The following is a 16,948-nucleotide window of genomic DNA, read 5'->3' as shown; positions in this document are numbered from 1 at the left end:
AAACAATTATAAAATAATAAAGGCTATCTAAACAGATAGCCTTTATTATTTATGTTTAAAAGAGAATTACTTCGCAATGTTAACTGCTCTTGTTTCTCTGATTACAGTTACTTTCACCTGACCTGGATAAGTCATTTCAGTTTGTATTTTTTGTGAAATCTCAAATGATAAATTTGCTGCATTGTCATCCGAAACTTTTTCGCTTTCTACAATTACACGAAGTTCTCTACCTGCCTGAATTGCGTAAGCATTTTTAACTCCGCTAAATCCGTATGCAACTTCTTCAAGATCTTTCAAACGCTGAATGTATGAATCAAGAACCTGACGTCTTGCACCTGGTCTTGCACCTGAAATGGCATCACAAACCTGAATAATAGGTGATAATAATGATTTCATTTCGATCTCGTCGTGGTGTGCTCCAATTGCGTTGCATACCTCTTCTTTCTCACCATATTTTTCAGCCCATTGCATTCCTAAAAGAGCGTGAGGTAAATCACTTTCTGTATCTGGAACTTTACCAATATCATGAAGTAAACCAGCTCTTTTTGCCAGTTTTACATTTAAGCCTAATTCGGCAGCCATGATACCACAAAGTTTAGAAACTTCTCTAGAGTGCTGTAATAAGTTTTGTCCGTAAGAAGAACGGTATTTCATTCTTCCTACAACTTTAATCAATTCAGGGTGTAATCCGTGAATTCCTAAGTCGATTACAGTACGTTTTCCAACTTCAATAATTTCGTCGTCGATTTGTTTTGCGGTCTTAGCAACAACTTCTTCGATTCTTGCTGGGTGAATACGCCCATCAGTTACAAGTTTGTGTAATGACAAACGAGCAATCTCTCTTCTAACCGGATCAAAACAAGAAAGGATAATAGCTTCAGGAGTATCATCAACAATAATTTCTACACCAGTTGCAGATTCTAAAGCTCTAATGTTACGTCCTTCACGACCAATAATTCTACCTTTTACATCATCAGATTCAATGTTAAAAACAGAAACGCAGTTTTCAACCGCCTCTTCCGTTCCAACTCTTTGAATGGTATTGATAATGATTTTTTTAGCTTCCTGTTGTGCAGTAAGTTTAGCTTCTTCAATAGTATCCTGAATATGCGACATAGCTTTGCTTTTAGCTTCAGCTTTTAAGCCTTCAACTAATTGCTCTTTTGCCTCTTCAGCAGATAATCCTGAAATTACTTCAAGTTGCTGTAATTGACTTTTGTGTAATTTGTCAACTTCAGCTTGTTTTTTGTCTAAAACCTCAATTTTATTGCTGAATTCTTGTGTCTTAGCTTCAAAATCATCGTTTACTTTTTTAGCTTTCGAAAGTTCATTTGAAACCTGAGATTCTTTATCGCGCACACGTTTTTCTACTTCAGCAACTTTTTTGTCTCTTGCTAAAATAACTTGTTCGTGCTCTGATTTTAATTCGATAAAACGTTCTTTTGCCTGAAGGATTTTATCTTTTTTAATATTTTCAGCTTCTAAATTAGCATCTTTTAAAATGGAAGCTGCTTCTTTTTTAGCGTTTTTGATTAGATTAGAAATATTACTTTTTTCGATGATTTTAGCAATTGCAAAACCTGCTGCAATTCCTACAATACCAATAATGATCGTTATGATGTCCATGTTTGTTAGGGTTTATATATAAAAAAAGCCTACATTAATTGCTTGTATAAACTCGTAAAGACAAGTTTTGAGCTAACTCACTGTTCAAGTTTCCCAGCCAAAAGGAGGGCATACTATAGTAGCGACGATTTGCTCATTCTAAATTGTTAGTGTTGAGTTTACCAATTGTGAACTAATGTAGGCAGTATCTTAGTTTCTGTAAAGAACGTTTATTTTTCGAGATATTGATCTAATAGCGAATTTAATTTCTTAATTCTATCGATGGTTTCTTCTCCATCGATTGCGTTATCAATTTGTTTTTGTTCAACTTGTGATGCAAATTGCAATGCACACATAGCTAATACATCTTGTTTGTCACGAACTGCGTAATTTTCTTCGAATTGCTTTATCATCGCATCAATTTTCTTAGAAGCACTTCTAAGCCCTTCCTCCTGAGATGGTTCAACCGTTAAAGGGTAAACGCGATCTGCAATTGATATTTTGATTCTAAGCTTTCCGTCCATGTTTTACTAATCTGATAGTTGTGCTATACAGTAATCAATTTCGCGAATTAATGAATTTATTTTAAGCTTTGTCTCTCTCTTGTTATTGTCGCTGCCGAGCAACGAATTGGCTATTTTAAGTGTCTCATATTGCTTCTTCAAAGCTTCAATTTCTTCAGATTGTTTCTGGATGATTTGCACAGCTTTGGTTAATTCTAATTGTAAATCCTGATTGTTTTTCTCCAAACTTTTTGATTTTTCAAAAAGCTTCTCGACTTTATATTCAAGAGTATCAATTATTTCGGCAATTACACTCATTATAAATCCTATTCATTACTTAATCATACAAAGTTAGTATTCCTTTTTATTAATGCAATTTTTTATCGATTTTTTTGTAGTTAAAATAGACAAAGCAATGAAATTCAGTTAATTGTATTTTTGTAGCCAAATCCTCGGATTTCGGTTCTTATTTTTTTATCTTAGCAAAAATGTTGCTTATGAGATTTTCGATATTGACCTTGTTATTTTGCCAATTTATTTCTGCTCAGACTCAATACCCTACAGATTATTTTCGCGCCCCGCTTGATATTCCTATGCAGCTTTCCGGAAATTTTGGAGAGTTGAGACCGAACCATTTTCATGCTGGTTTTGACCTGAAAACAAATCAAAGAGAAGGATTGAATGTTTATGCTGTGGCTGATGGTTATATTTCAAGAATCAAAATTTCTACTTTTGGCAACGGAAAATGTATTTATATCACGCATCCCAATGGTTATACTTCTGTTTATGGACATTTGCAGACTGCAATTGGGCCTGTTCAGGATTATATTCAAAAAACACATTATAAAGAAAAAGCTTTTGAGATTGAAATGTTTCCAAAGCCTAATGAATTGCCTGTAACTAAAGGTCAGTTAATTGCGCTTTCTGGGAACACGGGATCTTCTGAAGGACCGCATCTCCATTTTGAAATTCGGGATACCAAAACAGAATTTGTAATTAATCCGATATTTTTTGGGTTTGATAAAAATTTAAAGGATACCAAAAAGCCATCGGTTTCGAATCTTTACGTTTATCCAATGGAAAACACAACGGCTAATCAGTCGAAACAGCCAGTGATGCTGAATTTGTCGCTTCAAAAAGATGGTACATATTTGGCTGGAAAAGTAAAAGCGAATGGGAAAATTGGCTTCGGAATAACAGCTGTTGATTTTGATGATGTTTCAGGGAATAAAAATGGCGTTTTTAATGTTTCAACTTTTTTAAACGGAAATCAAAATTACAATTATCAGTTCAATACTTATTCGTTTGATGAAATGCGTTACATCAATGCTTTTATAGATTATCCGAAATATAAAAAATCGGGTCAGCGCGTACAGAAGCTTTTTATGAAAACGCCTTTTGCCTTAAGTATTATTAAAACCGATTCGCTGCGCGGAATTGTTCTGGTCGAGCCGAATTTAGCTTCAATGTATCGAATTGAAGTTTCGGATTTTTTTGGAAACATGACTACGATTAATGTTCCTGTTGAATATGATACTGCAACTCCTGTTGTTGCTGAAACACCTGTAACTTCTCCCTATTTTATCAAAGCAAACAGAGATGCTAATTTTGAAAAAGATAATATGTCGGTATTTTTTCCGGCTGGAACTTTTTATGATGATTTCAATCTGAATTTTGATGTAAAAAACAATAAAATTTATGTTCATGAAGATGTAATTCCAGTACATTCCAATTTTACGGTAACTATTAAAGATGATTCGTATGATGAAGCTTTGCGTGATAAACTTTTTATTGGAAGAAGTGGAAGTTATAATACAACTTCCAGAAAAGGTGATGTTTTTACTGCAAAATCAAAAACGTTAGGACAATTCGGGTTAGTTCTCGATACAATTGCTCCGAAAATTATTATCACTAAATCAATTCAGGACAAATGGATCAGCGATGTAAAGAAAATTCAATTAACAATTAGTGATGCTGGATCTGGAATTAAATCGTATAATGGCTATTTAAACGGAAATTGGATTTTGTTTGAATATGATAATAAAACCAGAAAAATTACACATACTTTTAATGATGCATTAGTGGCTGAAGGAGCAAATGATTTAAAAGTTGAAGTGACTGATAATGTTGGAAATGTCGCTGTTTTTGAAACTCATTTTTTTAGAAGCCAACAAAAATAAAATCACAACGTTTGAATACTTATAAGCTAATACTTGTTTTCTTTTTTTTATGCCTTGGCCATGCGACATTTGCTCAAAACGCTCATGTTAAAGGTGTTATTTTAGATACTGAAAATCGTTCGGTTGCCGATGTGAATGTTTCATGTTTGGGAAATGTCGTTCAGTCTGATTCGAATGGTGTTTTTGATATTGAACTGCCGTCAAACAAAAAAGTTTCCTTGATTTTTACTCATATTTCTTTAAAAATGCTGAGCTTGTCAGTAAGTTTGAAACCTGGCGAGGTTTTTCTTTTTAATCCTGTGATGAACAATTCTGCGGAACAAATGGGAGAAGTTTTTGTTTCTTCAAAAAATAAAAAACGCGTTCAGGGAATTGTAACTGTGGAGCCGGAAACGATTAAAAAAATTCCAGGTGCAAATGCCGGAATCGAAAATATTTTAAAAACACTGCCCGGCGTAAATTCGAATAATGAATTGAGCACACAATATGCGGTTCGTGGCGGAAATTATGACGAAAATTTAGTGTATGTAAACGAAGTCGAAGTCTATCGTCCGTTTTTGATTCGTTCGGGTCAACAAGAAGGTCTGAGTTTTACCAATACTGATTTGGTTCAGAATGTTGATTTTTCGGCTGGAGGATTTCAGGCAAAATTTGGAGATAAATTATCCTCTGTTTTAGATATTACGTACCGAAAACCAACTCAATTTGGTGCAGCTTTTGAAGCGAGTTTTTTAGGCGGAAGCGCAGCTGTTGATCTCGTTTCTAAAAATAAGAAATGGTCAGCGGTTACAGGAATTCGTTATCGAAACAATAGTCTTTTGGTAAATAGCCAAGATACAGAAACGAATTATACTCCGGTTTTTGCAGACATCCAGACGAATATTAATTATGATATTTCAGAAAAATGGCAAATGAGCTTTTTAGGAAATATTTCGCAGAATAAATATTCCTATCAGCCTTTAACGCGCCAGACAAATTTTGGAACTATCGATCAGCCAATGGCTTTGACGGTTTATTATGAAGGTCAGGAAAAAGATAAATATGAAACTTATTTTGGTGCTTTTAAAACAACTTATAAAGCCTCGCCAAGTTTAACTTTTAAATTGATTGGCTCACTTTTTCATACAACAGAACAGGAACATTTTGATATTTTGGCACAATATCGTTTAGGAAATGTCGATGAAGAAGGAAATATAGAAAATATCGATTTTACACGTGGTATTGGTTCGCAGCTTAATCATGCACGTAATGATTTGGATGCTTTAATTGCAAATGCTGAAATTAAAGGATTTAAAGAATGGCTAAATGACAGTCAGCTTGAATTTGGCTTAAAATACACCAGAGAATCGATTCGGGATCGTGTGGTGGAGTGGGAAGTGATTGATTCTGCAGGATTTTCAATTAATCCGCCTTTGGTAATTTTGCCAAAAAACAATCAACCTTATCAGTCTTATACGGGGCCATTATTGCCGTATCAGGATATTCGTGCAACAAATTTCAATACTATAAATAGACTTGCAGGTTATGCTCAGTTTAATAAAAAAACAGCAATTGGTTCAAGTCAGGTTTGGTATCATTTAGGTGCACGTTTTCAAAGTTGGAATGTTCAAGGGGCATCGGTCGAGGGGAAAAATCAAATTGTTGTGAGTCCGCGCGCACAATTTGCGATTCAGCCCGATTGGGATATGGATATGGTTTTCAGAATTTCTGGAGGATTGTATCATCAGCCACCTTTTTATAGAGAACTTCGCGATTTAGACGGTGTTGTAAATCCGAATGTAAAAGCTCAGGAATCAGTGCACATCGTTTTAGGAAATGATTATAATTTTAAAATGTGGAACCGACCTTTTAAATGGGTGACGGAAGTATATTACAAATCACTTTCAGATGTAAATGTGTATTCGATTGATAATGTCAGAATTCGATATATTGCCAATAATAATGCAAAAGCTTACGCTCAAGGTTTTGATTTTAGATTAAACGGAGAATTTGTGCCGGGAACCGAATCGTGGGTAAGTTTTGGATATTTGAAAACGGAAGAAAATTACGAAAACAAAGGATATATTGCCAGACCAACAGATCAGCGCTTAAAATTTGCCATGTTGTTTCAGGACTATATGCCAAACATTCCGAGTGTAAAGTTATATCTGAATTTAGTTTATAATACTGGTTTGCCTGGCGGCGCTCCGGCATATTCAGATCCGTATTTGTATCAAAACCGATTGAATGACTATAGAAGGGCGGATGTAGGTTTTGCTAAAGTTTTTGTGGACAGCAGTACAAAAGTTGCTAAAGCGAAATGGCTGAAGGATTTTAAAGAATTATCAGTTGGATTGGAAATTTTCAATCTTTTTAATAATCAAAATGCAATTACAAATACTTGGGTTCGCGATGTATATTCTAAAAACCAATATGCGATTCCAAATTATATGACTTCGAGAGTTTTTAACATTAAGTTAAATGCAAGGTTATGATCGGAAAACGTGAAAAAAGAAAAAGAATTTTTTACGTTCCGGGAATGATTTCCTTGGTTTTTATTCCGTTGTTCTGTTTTTATCATTTTTACAAAGTTGATGCCTTTAAGATTTATAATGCTATAGAATTAGGAATGCCTAATAAAAGTGATTTTGAAAAGTATAAGGTTGCTGCTCTGCGGAATTATAGGGTATTTAGTTTTGATGGAAGCAATCTAGATGGAAATACAAAATTAAATGAAGTGAAGCTTTATCTTAGAAAGATGGTAGTTGATAAAGATACTGTAAATGGAGCCAAAATACATTTTGGGTCAAAAACATATTATGAAACTTTTATTAGAATTATAGATATCATTGATGAGGAGAAAGCTCCAACATGGACTATAAATAATAATGATATTTATATTTTAGGAAGTCGTATAAGTTATAAAGAAGTAAAAGATACTACTAAGCATTATAGAATGAATTGTGATACCGGAGCTATCATGGCAAAACAAAGACTCTGGATGCGAAAAAATGAAAGAGAAGAAGAAGAGTGTAATTTTCAAGTTTCTTTTTTTAAACAAAAATGGAGATCACTTTCTTTGGGTTATTTAGGACTTGTAATTTTAAATATCATCGTTTTAGTAAAATTGAATAAAACCAAAATTTACAATCAAAAATAGTATATTTGATATTCTAATATAATTGCCATAAATGAAAAACTATCTAAAATATATCGCCTTAGTAATTATCGGAACTACAGTGAGTTGTAAGGACGAAGTGCAGAAGCCGAAAGTAATTTATGATGCTTCAAACAAAACGAGTGTAGTAGCCAAAACGGATTCTACACAGATTGAGATTGCTGATCTTCCTATTCAGATGGAAGGAACGAATTATTTAATTCACCCAGTTGGCGATTTGCGAGTATATGAAAGGGGTTCAAAAGCGCGTTATGGTTCTTCAAGCGTAAATGATGTTAGTTTTACGATTTCTAATTTGGGCGAATATGAAATTACGGGTTATTTGCAAAATTTAAAATTCCAAAAAGTTGATTCAGATTCTATCCGACCTTTATCGGATAAACCAGTTTTGATTTTAACAGCAACCTATTTAAAAACGGTTGCAGATAAAACACAAAATAAAGTAATGGTTTATACTTTAACAGATTCTGATACCAATAAAGATGGAAAAATCGATACTGGAGATATTAAAACTTTATACTTAAGTAATATAAGCGGAGAAAATTTTACAAAAGTTTCACCGGATCTTCAGGAATTAGTAGACTGGAGCTTAATTGAATCAAAAAATCGAATTTACTTCAGAACAATTGAAGATACCAATCAAAATGGTCAGTTCGATAAAAATGATGTTTTGCATTACAATTACATAGATTTAGCTTCTAAAAAATGGGAAGTTAAGGCCTATAAGCCTATCTAAGGTTCTGAGATGCTAAGACTCTAAGGGACTAAGGTTTTTCCACAGATTGCGCAGATTAAAAGGATTTTATTACAATGCCATTATAAAGAAAGCCTGTTTTAAAAAAAAATATTTTTTTTAAACAGGCTTTCTTTATGTCGAAGATTTGAAAACCTTGGTATCTTAGAGTCTTAGCATCTCAGAACCTTAGATTAAAATATCACTTTCTAAATCTGATTTTTCAATTTCAAAACCAAAATCCAAACGCTCCACCAATTCAATTACCAATTTTTTATACCAGTTTTCAGATTTTGGATGAATGTAAATTTTCTCAATCAGTTGATTGATGTCGACATTGATTTTTAATCCGTCATTTAATTTTATTGTGCTTTTTGAAGTGTCAGTAATGATGCGGACTTCGCGTTCATATTGAAAACTTTTTCTTTTAAATAAAAACGGAAAGAACAAATCATCAAACGGAATATATTCTTTTTTGTAGTCGATATAATTTACTTCGCCTATATATTGATCAAAATTATTTTCGGGATTTAAAGCTTTTTGCAATCTCCCAATTGTAGATTGGATAGCAAGACCTTCACTGTTTTGTGTAAAAATCTGCCACATTGCAAACGATTCATATTCGTTGATGTGCCAACTGCTTATGGCGACCTGCTCCCGATGTGTTTTGTAATAATTTAAAAAGTCAGGATTGTCAATTGCGAGCTTTTTTATCTCTTCATAAGTAGGTTCGCTAAAAGTTCCTTCGTATTGATCTTCAAATTTGTCTGAACGCGACATAAATAATTTCTTCGAAAGTAGTAAATCAAGAAATTTAGATAAGTCTAAGTATTTCCATACAATAGTATTTGGATCTTCGGGCAGTTTTATATTCGGATTATTAAGGTACATTTTTAGGGGATTAGTCAAAAGCTACCTAAAGTTATAAAAATAAAAACAGATTAAAGAAATTAAATATAGATTTAATATTTCTTTAATCTGTAATAAATTAATTTGGTTTTCAGCTCGATCTTAAGACTCGAAAGACTGCATGGTTACCAGTTTATTGTAAGTTCCGTCAAGAGCAATTAATTCTTCGTGCGTTCCTTGTTCTACGATTCTTCCTTTTTGCATTACAATAATAACATCTGCTTTTTGAATCGTTGAAAGTCTGTGTGCAATTACGATTGAAGTTCTGTTCTGCATCATGTTTTCAAGGGCAACCTGAACAAATTTTTCACTTTCAGTATCCAATGCTGATGTAGCTTCATCCAAAATCATAATCGGAGGATTTTTCAATACAGCTCTTGCTATAGACAAACGTTGTTTTTGTCCGCCTGAAAGCTTGTTTCCGCTATCTCCAATATTAGTGTAGATTCCTTGTGGCAGATCTTTTACAAACTCATAAGCGTTGGCAATTTTCAAGGCTTCTATAATTTCATCGTCAGTTGCATCAAGTTTTCCTAATGAAATGTTTGCTTTGATTGTATCATTGAATAAAATGCTGTCCTGAGTAACCAATCCCATCAAACTACGAAGCGATTGCAGATTCATGTCTTTAATATCAATTCCATCAATTGAAATCGTTCCGTCATTAACATCATAAAAACGAGTTAACAAGTTGGCAATGGTGCTTTTTCCGCTTCCAGATTGTCCAACAAGCGCAACAGTTTGACCTTTTTTAATTTGAAGAGAAAAGTCTTTTAAAACCGTTTCGCTTTCATATTTAAAATTGATGTTTTGAACGTTGATATTGCTGTCAAAAGTTGTTTTTTCAATGGCTTTTTCTTTAGAAACAATAGTGTTTTCTTGTTCTAAAATTTCAAGAACACGTTCAGCTGCAGCATTTCCTCTTTTTACTCCGTATGAAGCTTTAGAAATCGCTTTTGCTGGCGTAAGAATGTTATAAGCTAATCCCATGTAGGCAATAAATGTAGCACCTTCTAATGTTTTATCGATTAAAACCATTTGGCCTCCATACCAAAGTAAAATGGCAATTACAGTAATTCCCATAAACTCACTTGCAGGTGAAGCTAAATTTTGACGGTTCCCAATGCTGTTTGATAAATTAAAGAAACGTTGAGTAGAGTTTTGAAAAACAGTATTGAAATAGTTTTCAGAATTATATCCTTTTACCACTTTCAAACCACCGATAGTTTCTTCAATCGTAGATAAAAAAGCACCTTGTTCCTGTTGTGCTTTTGAAGATTGTTTTTTAAGCTGTTTTCCAATTAATGAAATGATGTATCCTGAAATCGGAATAAAAATAAAAACAAATATAGTTAGTTTTGCGCTTAAAATCAGCATCATAATTATAGTGAAAATTATCGTAAGTGGTTCTTTTACGATAAGTTCCAGTATGGCTAAAAATGAGTTTTGTACCTCGTTCACATCAGCAGAGATTCTTGAAATAACATCTCCTTTTCTTTTTTCAGAATAAAAAGCCAAAGGCAATTCCAGTGTTTTTTTATACAATGCATTTCGCATATCTCTTAAAACGCCATTTCTTAAAAAGTTGATAAAAAACATTGCCAGATAATCGGATAGGTTTTTTAATAAAAAGATCGAAATAATTATTGCAACCATTACAAATAAAATATAACCAGGGTCGTGGTTTCCTTTTGATGTAGTGATATAATAGCTTAAATAATCTTCGCCATATTTTTGGAGTTTTAAAATGCCATGATATACGGGTTCTGTTTTAATCTCTTTTGTTTTGTCAAATAAAACCTGAAGCATCGGAATTAGAGCAACAAATGAAAGCGTGCTAAAAAGCGCATACAAAATATTGAAAAAGATATTTAAGAATGCGTATTTTTTGTACGGATATATAAAAGGAATTATTTTTTTGAAATTACTCATTTAGGTGTTTTTTACCATTAAAACCCGATAGCTTAAAAGTTATCGGGTTTTTAAAAAATGTGTTTGTATTTTAATTATTTCAATTGCATATCAGCAATAATATTCTGTATTTTCTCGTCTAAGAATTTTTCAGCTTCCTCAAAATCTGAAACCGATTCGATTTCTGCATTTACGCTGATATAGAATTTGATTTTTGGCTCAGTTCCGCTTGGTCTTGCACAGATTTTAGATCCATCTTCTGTGTAATAAATCAATACATTTGATTTCGGAATATCCATTGTAGATTCTTCGCCACTTAATAAATTCAAAGCAGTTGAAGAATCGTAATCTTCTACCATAATCACTCTTTGTCCATTGATTTCTTTCAAAGGATTCTGACGTAAATTGATCATCATTTGATTGATTTCTTCTAAACCTTCCATTCCTTTTTTAGTTAAAGAAACCAAATATTCTTTGTAAAAACCATTTTCAACATAAAGCTGTAAAAGTTCTTTGTAAACAGAAGATCCGGCAGCTTTCGCCTGTGCGGCAACTTCGCATATTAATAAGGTTGCAGCAACGGCATCTTTGTCTCTAACAGCGTCGCCAACCATGAAACCAAAGCTTTCTTCACCACCTCCAATAAATTGAAGTTCAGGAAAATCTTTGATCATTTTTGCAATCCATTTAAAACCAGTCAATCCAACTTTGCATTCAACACCATAACTTGTTGCTAATTCCATCATCATTGGAGTTGAAACAATTGTTGAACCTACGAATTGTTTTCCATTGATTTTTCCAGCTTTTTTCCATTGTTTCAATAAGAAAGAAGTCATCAAAATCATCGTTTGATTTCCGTTCAACAAGATCATCTTACCATCGTTATTACGAACAGCAACACCTAAACGGTCACAATCAGGATCTGTACCAACAACAATATCAGAATTTGTTTTGTCTGCCAAAGCTAAAGCCATTGTTAAAGCTTCAGGTTCTTCAGGATTTGGAGATTTTACAGTTGGAAAATCTCCATCTGGAATTGCCTGTTCCGGAACAATGTGAACATTTTTGTAACCTGCCTGTGATAAAGTATCAGGGATCGATTTTATAGAAGTTCCGTGCAATGAAGTGAAAACAATTTGTAAGTTGTCTTTGGCTTCAGCCGGAGTATTAAAACTTGCATTTTCGATAGACGATTTTACAAAAGCTTTATCAATATCAGTATCGATATATTTAATCAGGCTTTCGTTTGCGTCAAATTTAATTTTGTCGTAGCCTAAATTTTCAATTACATTGATAATAGCTTTGTCTTGCGGAGGAACGATTTGTCCGCCATCTTGCCAATATACTTTATAACCGTTATATTCTGGTGGATTGTGAGAAGCGGTTAAAACAATTCCGCATTGGCATCCTAAATATTTAAGTGCAAAAGATAATTCTGGAGTGGGCCTTAAATCTGAAAATAAATAAACCTGAATTCCGTTTGCGGAGAAAACATCTGCAACCACTTTTGCCAAAGTATTGCTATTATGACGACAGTCATAAGCAATAACTACTTTTAAAGGCTCATTTGGGAAAACTTCATGCAAATAATCAGATAATCCCTGAGTGTTTTTTCCAAGTGTATATTTATTGATTCTGTTGTCTCCAACTCCCATTACACCGCGCATTCCGCCAGTTCCAAATTCCAGGTTTTTATAAAAACTTTCCTCAAGCTCTTTTGGAGAAGTTGTCATTAATTCCTTAACTGCTGCTTGCGTTTCTTTGTCAAATGTTGGTGTTAACCATTCATTTACTGCGCTTAATATATTAGGTGCTATATTCATGTCAATACTTTTTATGTAAATTTTAATTTAAAGATAAGTTTTTTCAGGAGCTGATTCCTGCTGTCCACTATATCTTTTGTGGTCTCGTTAGAAAAAAAACGAGACCACAAAAGGATGCCGTTCCTATCAGGACTAAGGCTTTTACGTTAAAAATTAACTTCTCTGGCTACTTTATAACGTGCTTCGTTACTTTTGGTTCTTAAGATAATTTCGCCTAAGAATCCTGCTAAAAATAGTTGAGTTCCCAAAATCATCGTGGTCAAAGCAATATAAAACCAAGGATTATTTGTAACTAAGCTGTACTTCATTCCAGTATACATATGGTACAGTTTTGAAACTCCAATGTATCCTGCAGATAAAAATCCGATAATAAACATCAAAGAACCAATTGCTCCAAATAAGTGCATTGGTCTTTTCCCGAATCTTGATAAAAACCAAATGGTAATCAAATCCAGAAAACCGTTTATAAAACGTTCCATTCCAAATTTAGTTTCACCATATTTTCTAGCTTGGTGAATTACCACTTTTTCTCCAATTTTACTGAAGCCTGCATTTTTTGCCAAAACCGGGATGTATCGGTGCATTTCGCCAGACACTTCGATATTTTTAACAACTGTATTTTTGTATGCTTTTAATCCGCAGTTAAAATCATTTAATTCAACGCCCGAAGTTTTTCTGGCCGCCCAGTTAAATAATTTTGAAGGCAGATTTTTTGCTACAACTGAGTCGTAGCGTTTCTTTTTCCAACCAGAAACTAAATCGTATTTCTGAGCTGTGATCATTTCGTATAAACCTGGAATTTCATCTGGGCTGTCTTGCAAATCAGCATCCATTGTAATGATGACATCACCCTGAGCTTTTGCAAAACCAGCATGCAGCGCCTGAGATTTTCCGAAGTTTTTCATGAAACGAATTCCTTTTACATTAGGGTTTTCGTTCGAAAAGCTTTCAATAATATTCCAAGAATCATCTGTACTTCCATCATCTACAAAAATGATTTCATAAGAGTAATTGTTAGATTGCATCACTTTAATAATCCACGAATAGAGTTCTTTAAGTGATTCCTCCTCGTTTAGAAGCGGTATAAGTATAGATAAATTCATTTATATTTTTTATTCTTGAGTAGTTTTGCTTTTGAAAAATGCTGCGAAAATTAATCCGAAAATGGCACTGATTACTATTGCAAAAGCAGATCCTTTTAATAATTCAAAAGTTGAGTAAGGGCTGCTTTCTTTCATTTTAGCAATTGCTTCATTGATAGACGAAGCCGGAGCATTAAATTTCTGCATCATGTTTGCAGTATATTTGATCATTATTTCGTTTAAAGTCTCTTTTGCACCTGGATCAATAACGTTAAACAAAAGAATGTTAAAAGTTGTAGAAATCAGAACACCAATTACGGCAGCTATAAAATAAGTGGTGAATGCATCTTTAAACGGAAAAACACCTTTTAATTCTTTCTTAGTTTTAGAAAGTAAAATAATACTTATCGTAACACTTATTGCTATACCTATTATACCCATCCACCATGCAGTGAATAAATTTAAATCAATCGCATAAATAGTTGCAGTGAATAATGCAGATGCAATTCCAATCATTACACCATAAGTAATACCATTCTTTTTTATAACTTCATTAATCATATTTCTATATGTTTTAAAATTAATCCACAAATATAGTAATTCCCACTATAATCGTAGATAAAAAAAGCTTTTCGAAATAAACTAAAAAAAAGTGAGTTAAGTATTTGTTTATTAAAAAAGAATTGTAAATTTGCACACTCAAAAATAATTAAATTTTTAAACAAAAAAGAGTATCGCTTGTTTATACCTTTTTCTAACCATGAAAAAGCTTCAAAATAAAGAATGCTCCAAACAATAAATAAAAAGAAAGATGAAAAAAGGAATTCACCCAGAAAATTACAGATTAGTTGCATTTAAAGACATGTCAAATGATGACGTTTTTATCACTAAATCTACTGCAGATACAAAAGAAACAATTGAAGTTGACGGAGTTGAGTATCCAGTTGTAAAAATGGAGATTTCTAGAACATCTCACCCTTTTTATACTGGTAAATCTAAACTTATCGATACTGCAGGACGTATTGATAAATTCAAAACTAAATACGCTAAACACGCTAAAAAATAATAGCTGTTTTAAATTATATGAAAGCCTTCCAATCGGAAGGCTTTTTTTATGCGTTAAATTATGCTTATCATTAAAATGGCTTTTTATGAAACCAGATAAATATTTGTAACTTTGAACCTGATAACCAAATCAAAATTTTAACAAGTACCAAATTTTTTTATTTATGAATTACATTCTTTTTGACGGTCCCGTTCGGAATGCTTTATTACCTTTTACTTTTACGAGGCCTGTGGCTGATATTCTTATCGGAATTACGACAATTCGTCAAAAATGGGAAATGCGCCTTGGTTCAACTATAACAACAATTACTGAAGAATATTTATCTGAAAAATTTCCAATGGTGGAAATGGAAGAAAACGTAATGATCAACGCCGCTTATTTGCCAAATGATAAGCTTGCTGAAATGGTTTCTGATTTAACGGCAAATCAAGCCATTTTTAAAGGTGACGATGTAATTGCTTTTTTTGCTTCAGAAAATCAGGAAGAAGTTGATTTTGATTCGTATGAAATCATTCATTATAACGAAGATTGTTTGACGGTTGAGCATACCTGGGATATTTTTTCAAAAAATGACGCAGCCATTCGTGCCGATTTTGCTTTTTTGACCGAAGACAGAAAATCACAGCCAATTCCTAAAAGTGTAAATGTTATTGCGCCCGAAAATATTTTTATCGAAGAAGGTGCAAAGTTAGAGTTTGTAACTTTAAACGCTTCGACAGGACCAATATATATAGGTAAGAATGCTGAAATTATGGAAGGAACTGTAATTCGTGGACCTTTTGCTTTATGTGAAAATGCCATGGTGAAAATGTCAGCAAAGGTTTATGGTGCGACAACTGTAGGGCCTGGATCTCGAATAGGTGGTGAGGTTAAAAATTCAGTTCTTTTTGCTAATTCAAATAAAGGCCATGAAGGGTTTTTAGGTGATTCGGTTTTAGGTGAATGGTGTAATATTGGAGCCGATTCAAATAATTCAAACCTAAAAAACAATTACGAAGAAGTAAAATTATGGAGCTATGAAACAGAAGGTTTTGCAAAAACAGGACTTCAGTTTTGCGGCTTAATGATGGGAGATCATAGTAAATGCGGAATCAATACCATGTTTAATACCGGAACTGTAGTTGGTGTAAGTGCCAATATTTTTGGTTCTGGCTTTCCTCGTAATTTTGTACCGAGTTTCTCTTGGGGCGGTGCTGCCGGATTTACAACTTATGTAACTAAAAAAGCTTTTGAAACTGCTAAATTAGTTATGGGAAGAAGAAATATTGAATTCGACGAAGTTGAAGCTTCAATCTTAGAACACATTTTTGAGGAAACTAAAAAATGGAGAAAAGATTAATTAGTCAATTTGAAAATTAGATAATTTTTACAAACCCGACGGTTTTTCAAACCTGTCGGGTTTTGTTTTTTATACATGTCTTTAAGCTGGACTGAAGTCCAGTTTAAGAATAGAATGAAAAAAAATGAGATTTATAGATTATCTAATTGGCACATTTTCAGAATTATCTAATTGACACATTTTCAAATTTAACCTACTTATCAATCTTAATAAAATCTTCTTTCAAATTGAATTTTAATTCTAAGCCGTTGGTTAGTTTTGCTTCATAACCTGAAGATCCGATTTCTATTTTAGTCACTTTTTCTTTAGGAAAATTTGTTTTTATGTAAGAAGCAATTTTTTTCGGAATAATAGATTTTGGAATTTTATCATTTTTGCCATCTACTTCTTTCCAGTTTCCTTTCTTGTCAAATTCGATTTCGAGTTGTTTGTCAAATTGAACTTTGTATTCTGTAGAAAGTATTTCTTTGTCTTGCAATATATAACTTGGCTTTTTAGATCCAAAATGAGTTTTTAAAAATGTTTGTGCATTTGCAGGTAAAGCTTCTTTTTTAATTACCGTTTTTTGCGCATTTGCAGAAAATCCAAATAATAATCCTGCAATCAGATAAGCCATCAGTTTTAATTTCGTTTTCATATT

Annotated in this window: 15 protein-coding genes; 6 read left to right on the top strand and 9 right to left on the bottom strand. The window is 33.0% G+C overall.

The window, feature by feature from the left end:
• Positions 1–66: 66 nt before the first annotated feature.
• The 3 genes from rny to FN795_RS17400 all read right to left on the bottom strand — a co-directional run bounded on the left by rny (position 67) and on the right by FN795_RS17400 (position 2,426).
• Positions 67–1,626 carry a ribonuclease Y gene (gene rny / locus FN795_RS17410; RefSeq protein ID WP_142451818.1) on the bottom strand — a complete coding sequence of 520 codons (1,560 nt, stop codon included), beginning with the start codon at positions 1,624–1,626 and terminating at the stop codon, positions 67–69.
• 209 nt (positions 1,627–1,835) lie between these two features.
• Positions 1,836–2,129, bottom strand: coding sequence for a cell division protein ZapA (locus FN795_RS17405; RefSeq protein ID WP_142451817.1), 294 nt, complete (start codon positions 2,127–2,129; stop codon positions 1,836–1,838).
• Between the two features lie 6 nt (positions 2,130–2,135).
• The gene (locus tag FN795_RS17400; protein WP_142451816.1) at positions 2,136–2,426 is read right to left on the bottom strand and encodes a hypothetical protein; all 291 of its coding nucleotides are present in this window, start codon (positions 2,424–2,426) and stop codon (positions 2,136–2,138) included.
• A gap of 179 nt (positions 2,427–2,605) precedes the next feature.
• On the opposite strand from FN795_RS17400, the gene FN795_RS17395 reads away from it, so the two are divergent.
• The 4 genes from FN795_RS17395 to FN795_RS17380 are packed head-to-tail and all read left to right on the top strand — an operon-like array spanning position 2,606 to position 8,181.
• Complete coding sequence (locus FN795_RS17395) at positions 2,606–4,288, top strand: M23 family metallopeptidase (protein WP_142451815.1); 1,683 nt, start codon at positions 2,606–2,608, stop codon at positions 4,286–4,288.
• Between the two features lie 11 nt (positions 4,289–4,299).
• The gene (locus tag FN795_RS17390; RefSeq protein WP_142451814.1) at positions 4,300–6,762 is read left to right on the top strand and encodes a TonB-dependent receptor plug domain-containing protein; all 2,463 of its coding nucleotides are present in this window, start codon (positions 4,300–4,302) and stop codon (positions 6,760–6,762) included.
• Entirely contained in the window at positions 6,759–7,427 is a 669-nt protein-coding gene (locus FN795_RS17385) for a hypothetical protein (RefSeq protein WP_142451813.1), read from the top strand. The genes FN795_RS17390 and FN795_RS17385 overlap by 4 nt, the downstream gene beginning before the upstream one ends.
• A gap of 31 nt (positions 7,428–7,458) precedes the next feature.
• Positions 7,459–8,181, top strand: a complete 723-nt coding sequence (locus FN795_RS17380; RefSeq protein ID WP_142451812.1) for a hypothetical protein — start codon at positions 7,459–7,461, stop codon at positions 8,179–8,181.
• 186 nt (positions 8,182–8,367) lie between these two features.
• On the opposite strand, the gene FN795_RS17375 is transcribed toward FN795_RS17380, so the two are convergent.
• The 5 genes from FN795_RS17375 to FN795_RS17355 all read right to left on the bottom strand — a co-directional run bounded on the left by FN795_RS17375 (position 8,368) and on the right by FN795_RS17355 (position 14,464).
• The gene (locus tag FN795_RS17375; protein ID WP_026727591.1) at positions 8,368–9,069 is read right to left on the bottom strand and encodes a DUF2971 domain-containing protein; all 702 of its coding nucleotides are present in this window, start codon (positions 9,067–9,069) and stop codon (positions 8,368–8,370) included.
• A 120-nt stretch (positions 9,070–9,189) separates the two neighbouring features.
• Positions 9,190–11,019, bottom strand: coding sequence for an ABC transporter ATP-binding protein (locus FN795_RS17370; RefSeq protein WP_142451811.1), 1,830 nt, complete (start codon positions 11,017–11,019; stop codon positions 9,190–9,192).
• Between the two features lie 74 nt (positions 11,020–11,093).
• Complete coding sequence (locus tag FN795_RS17365; RefSeq protein WP_142451810.1) at positions 11,094–12,821, bottom strand: phospho-sugar mutase; 1,728 nt, start codon at positions 12,819–12,821, stop codon at positions 11,094–11,096.
• A gap of 146 nt (positions 12,822–12,967) precedes the next feature.
• Positions 12,968–13,924 (bottom strand): glycosyltransferase family 2 protein, encoded by a 957-nt coding sequence (locus FN795_RS17360; RefSeq protein ID WP_142451809.1) that lies wholly within the window; start codon positions 13,922–13,924, stop codon positions 12,968–12,970.
• Positions 13,925–13,933: 9 nt separating this feature from the next.
• Positions 13,934–14,464 carry a DUF4199 domain-containing protein gene (locus tag FN795_RS17355; protein WP_142451808.1) on the bottom strand — a complete coding sequence of 177 codons (531 nt, stop codon included), beginning with the start codon at positions 14,462–14,464 and terminating at the stop codon, positions 13,934–13,936.
• Between the two features lie 250 nt (positions 14,465–14,714).
• Here FN795_RS17355 and FN795_RS17350 point away from each other — a divergent pair, with 250 nt between their 5' ends.
• Both FN795_RS17350 and FN795_RS17345 read left to right on the top strand, forming a co-directional pair.
• Positions 14,715–14,969, top strand: a complete 255-nt coding sequence (locus FN795_RS17350) for a type B 50S ribosomal protein L31 (RefSeq protein WP_011921626.1) — start codon at positions 14,715–14,717, stop codon at positions 14,967–14,969.
• A 163-nt stretch (positions 14,970–15,132) separates the two neighbouring features.
• Entirely contained in the window at positions 15,133–16,308 is a 1,176-nt protein-coding gene (locus tag FN795_RS17345) for a GlmU family protein (RefSeq protein ID WP_142451807.1), read from the top strand.
• A gap of 193 nt (positions 16,309–16,501) precedes the next feature.
• On the opposite strand, the gene FN795_RS17340 is transcribed toward FN795_RS17345, so the two are convergent.
• Positions 16,502–16,945 (bottom strand): PepSY-like domain-containing protein, encoded by a 444-nt coding sequence (locus FN795_RS17340; protein WP_142451806.1) that lies wholly within the window; start codon positions 16,943–16,945, stop codon positions 16,502–16,504.
• Positions 16,946–16,948: the final 3 nt, after the last annotated feature.

This window comes from Flavobacterium resistens, from assembly GCF_900182645.1.
GTDB classification, from domain to species: domain Bacteria; phylum Bacteroidota; class Bacteroidia; order Flavobacteriales; family Flavobacteriaceae; genus Flavobacterium; species Flavobacterium resistens.
This window is presented reverse-complemented; position numbering and strand designations above follow the sequence as displayed.

Bases quoted from the DNA above. Each gene is read 5' to 3' on its own strand.
- FN795_RS17355 (WP_142451808.1), bottom strand. From the start codon at position 14,464: ATGATTAATGAAGTTATAAAAAAGAATGGTATTACTTATGGTGTAATG.
- rny (WP_142451818.1), bottom strand. From the start codon at position 1,626: ATGGACATCATAACGATCATTATTGGTATTGTAGGAATTGCAGCAGGT.
- FN795_RS17345 (WP_142451807.1), top strand. From the start codon at position 15,133: ATGAATTACATTCTTTTTGACGGTCCCGTTCGGAATGCTTTATTACCT.
- FN795_RS17395 (WP_142451815.1), top strand. From the start codon at position 2,606: ATGAGATTTTCGATATTGACCTTGTTATTTTGCCAATTTATTTCTGCT.
- FN795_RS17405 (WP_142451817.1), bottom strand. From the start codon at position 2,129: ATGGACGGAAAGCTTAGAATCAAAATATCAATTGCAGATCGCGTTTAC.
- FN795_RS17340 (WP_142451806.1), bottom strand. From the start codon at position 16,945: ATGAAAACGAAATTAAAACTGATGGCTTATCTGATTGCAGGATTATTA.
- FN795_RS17360 (WP_142451809.1), bottom strand. From the start codon at position 13,924: ATGAATTTATCTATACTTATACCGCTTCTAAACGAGGAGGAATCACTT.
- FN795_RS17400 (WP_142451816.1), bottom strand. From the start codon at position 2,426: ATGAGTGTAATTGCCGAAATAATTGATACTCTTGAATATAAAGTCGAG.
- FN795_RS17365 (WP_142451810.1), bottom strand. From the start codon at position 12,821: ATGAATATAGCACCTAATATATTAAGCGCAGTAAATGAATGGTTAACA.
- FN795_RS17380 (WP_142451812.1), top strand. From the start codon at position 7,459: ATGAAAAACTATCTAAAATATATCGCCTTAGTAATTATCGGAACTACA.
- FN795_RS17375 (WP_026727591.1), bottom strand. From the start codon at position 9,069: ATGTACCTTAATAATCCGAATATAAAACTGCCCGAAGATCCAAATACT.
- FN795_RS17350 (WP_011921626.1), top strand. From the start codon at position 14,715: ATGAAAAAAGGAATTCACCCAGAAAATTACAGATTAGTTGCATTTAAA.
- FN795_RS17385 (WP_142451813.1), top strand. From the start codon at position 6,759: ATGATCGGAAAACGTGAAAAAAGAAAAAGAATTTTTTACGTTCCGGGA.
- FN795_RS17370 (WP_142451811.1), bottom strand. From the start codon at position 11,019: ATGAGTAATTTCAAAAAAATAATTCCTTTTATATATCCGTACAAAAAA.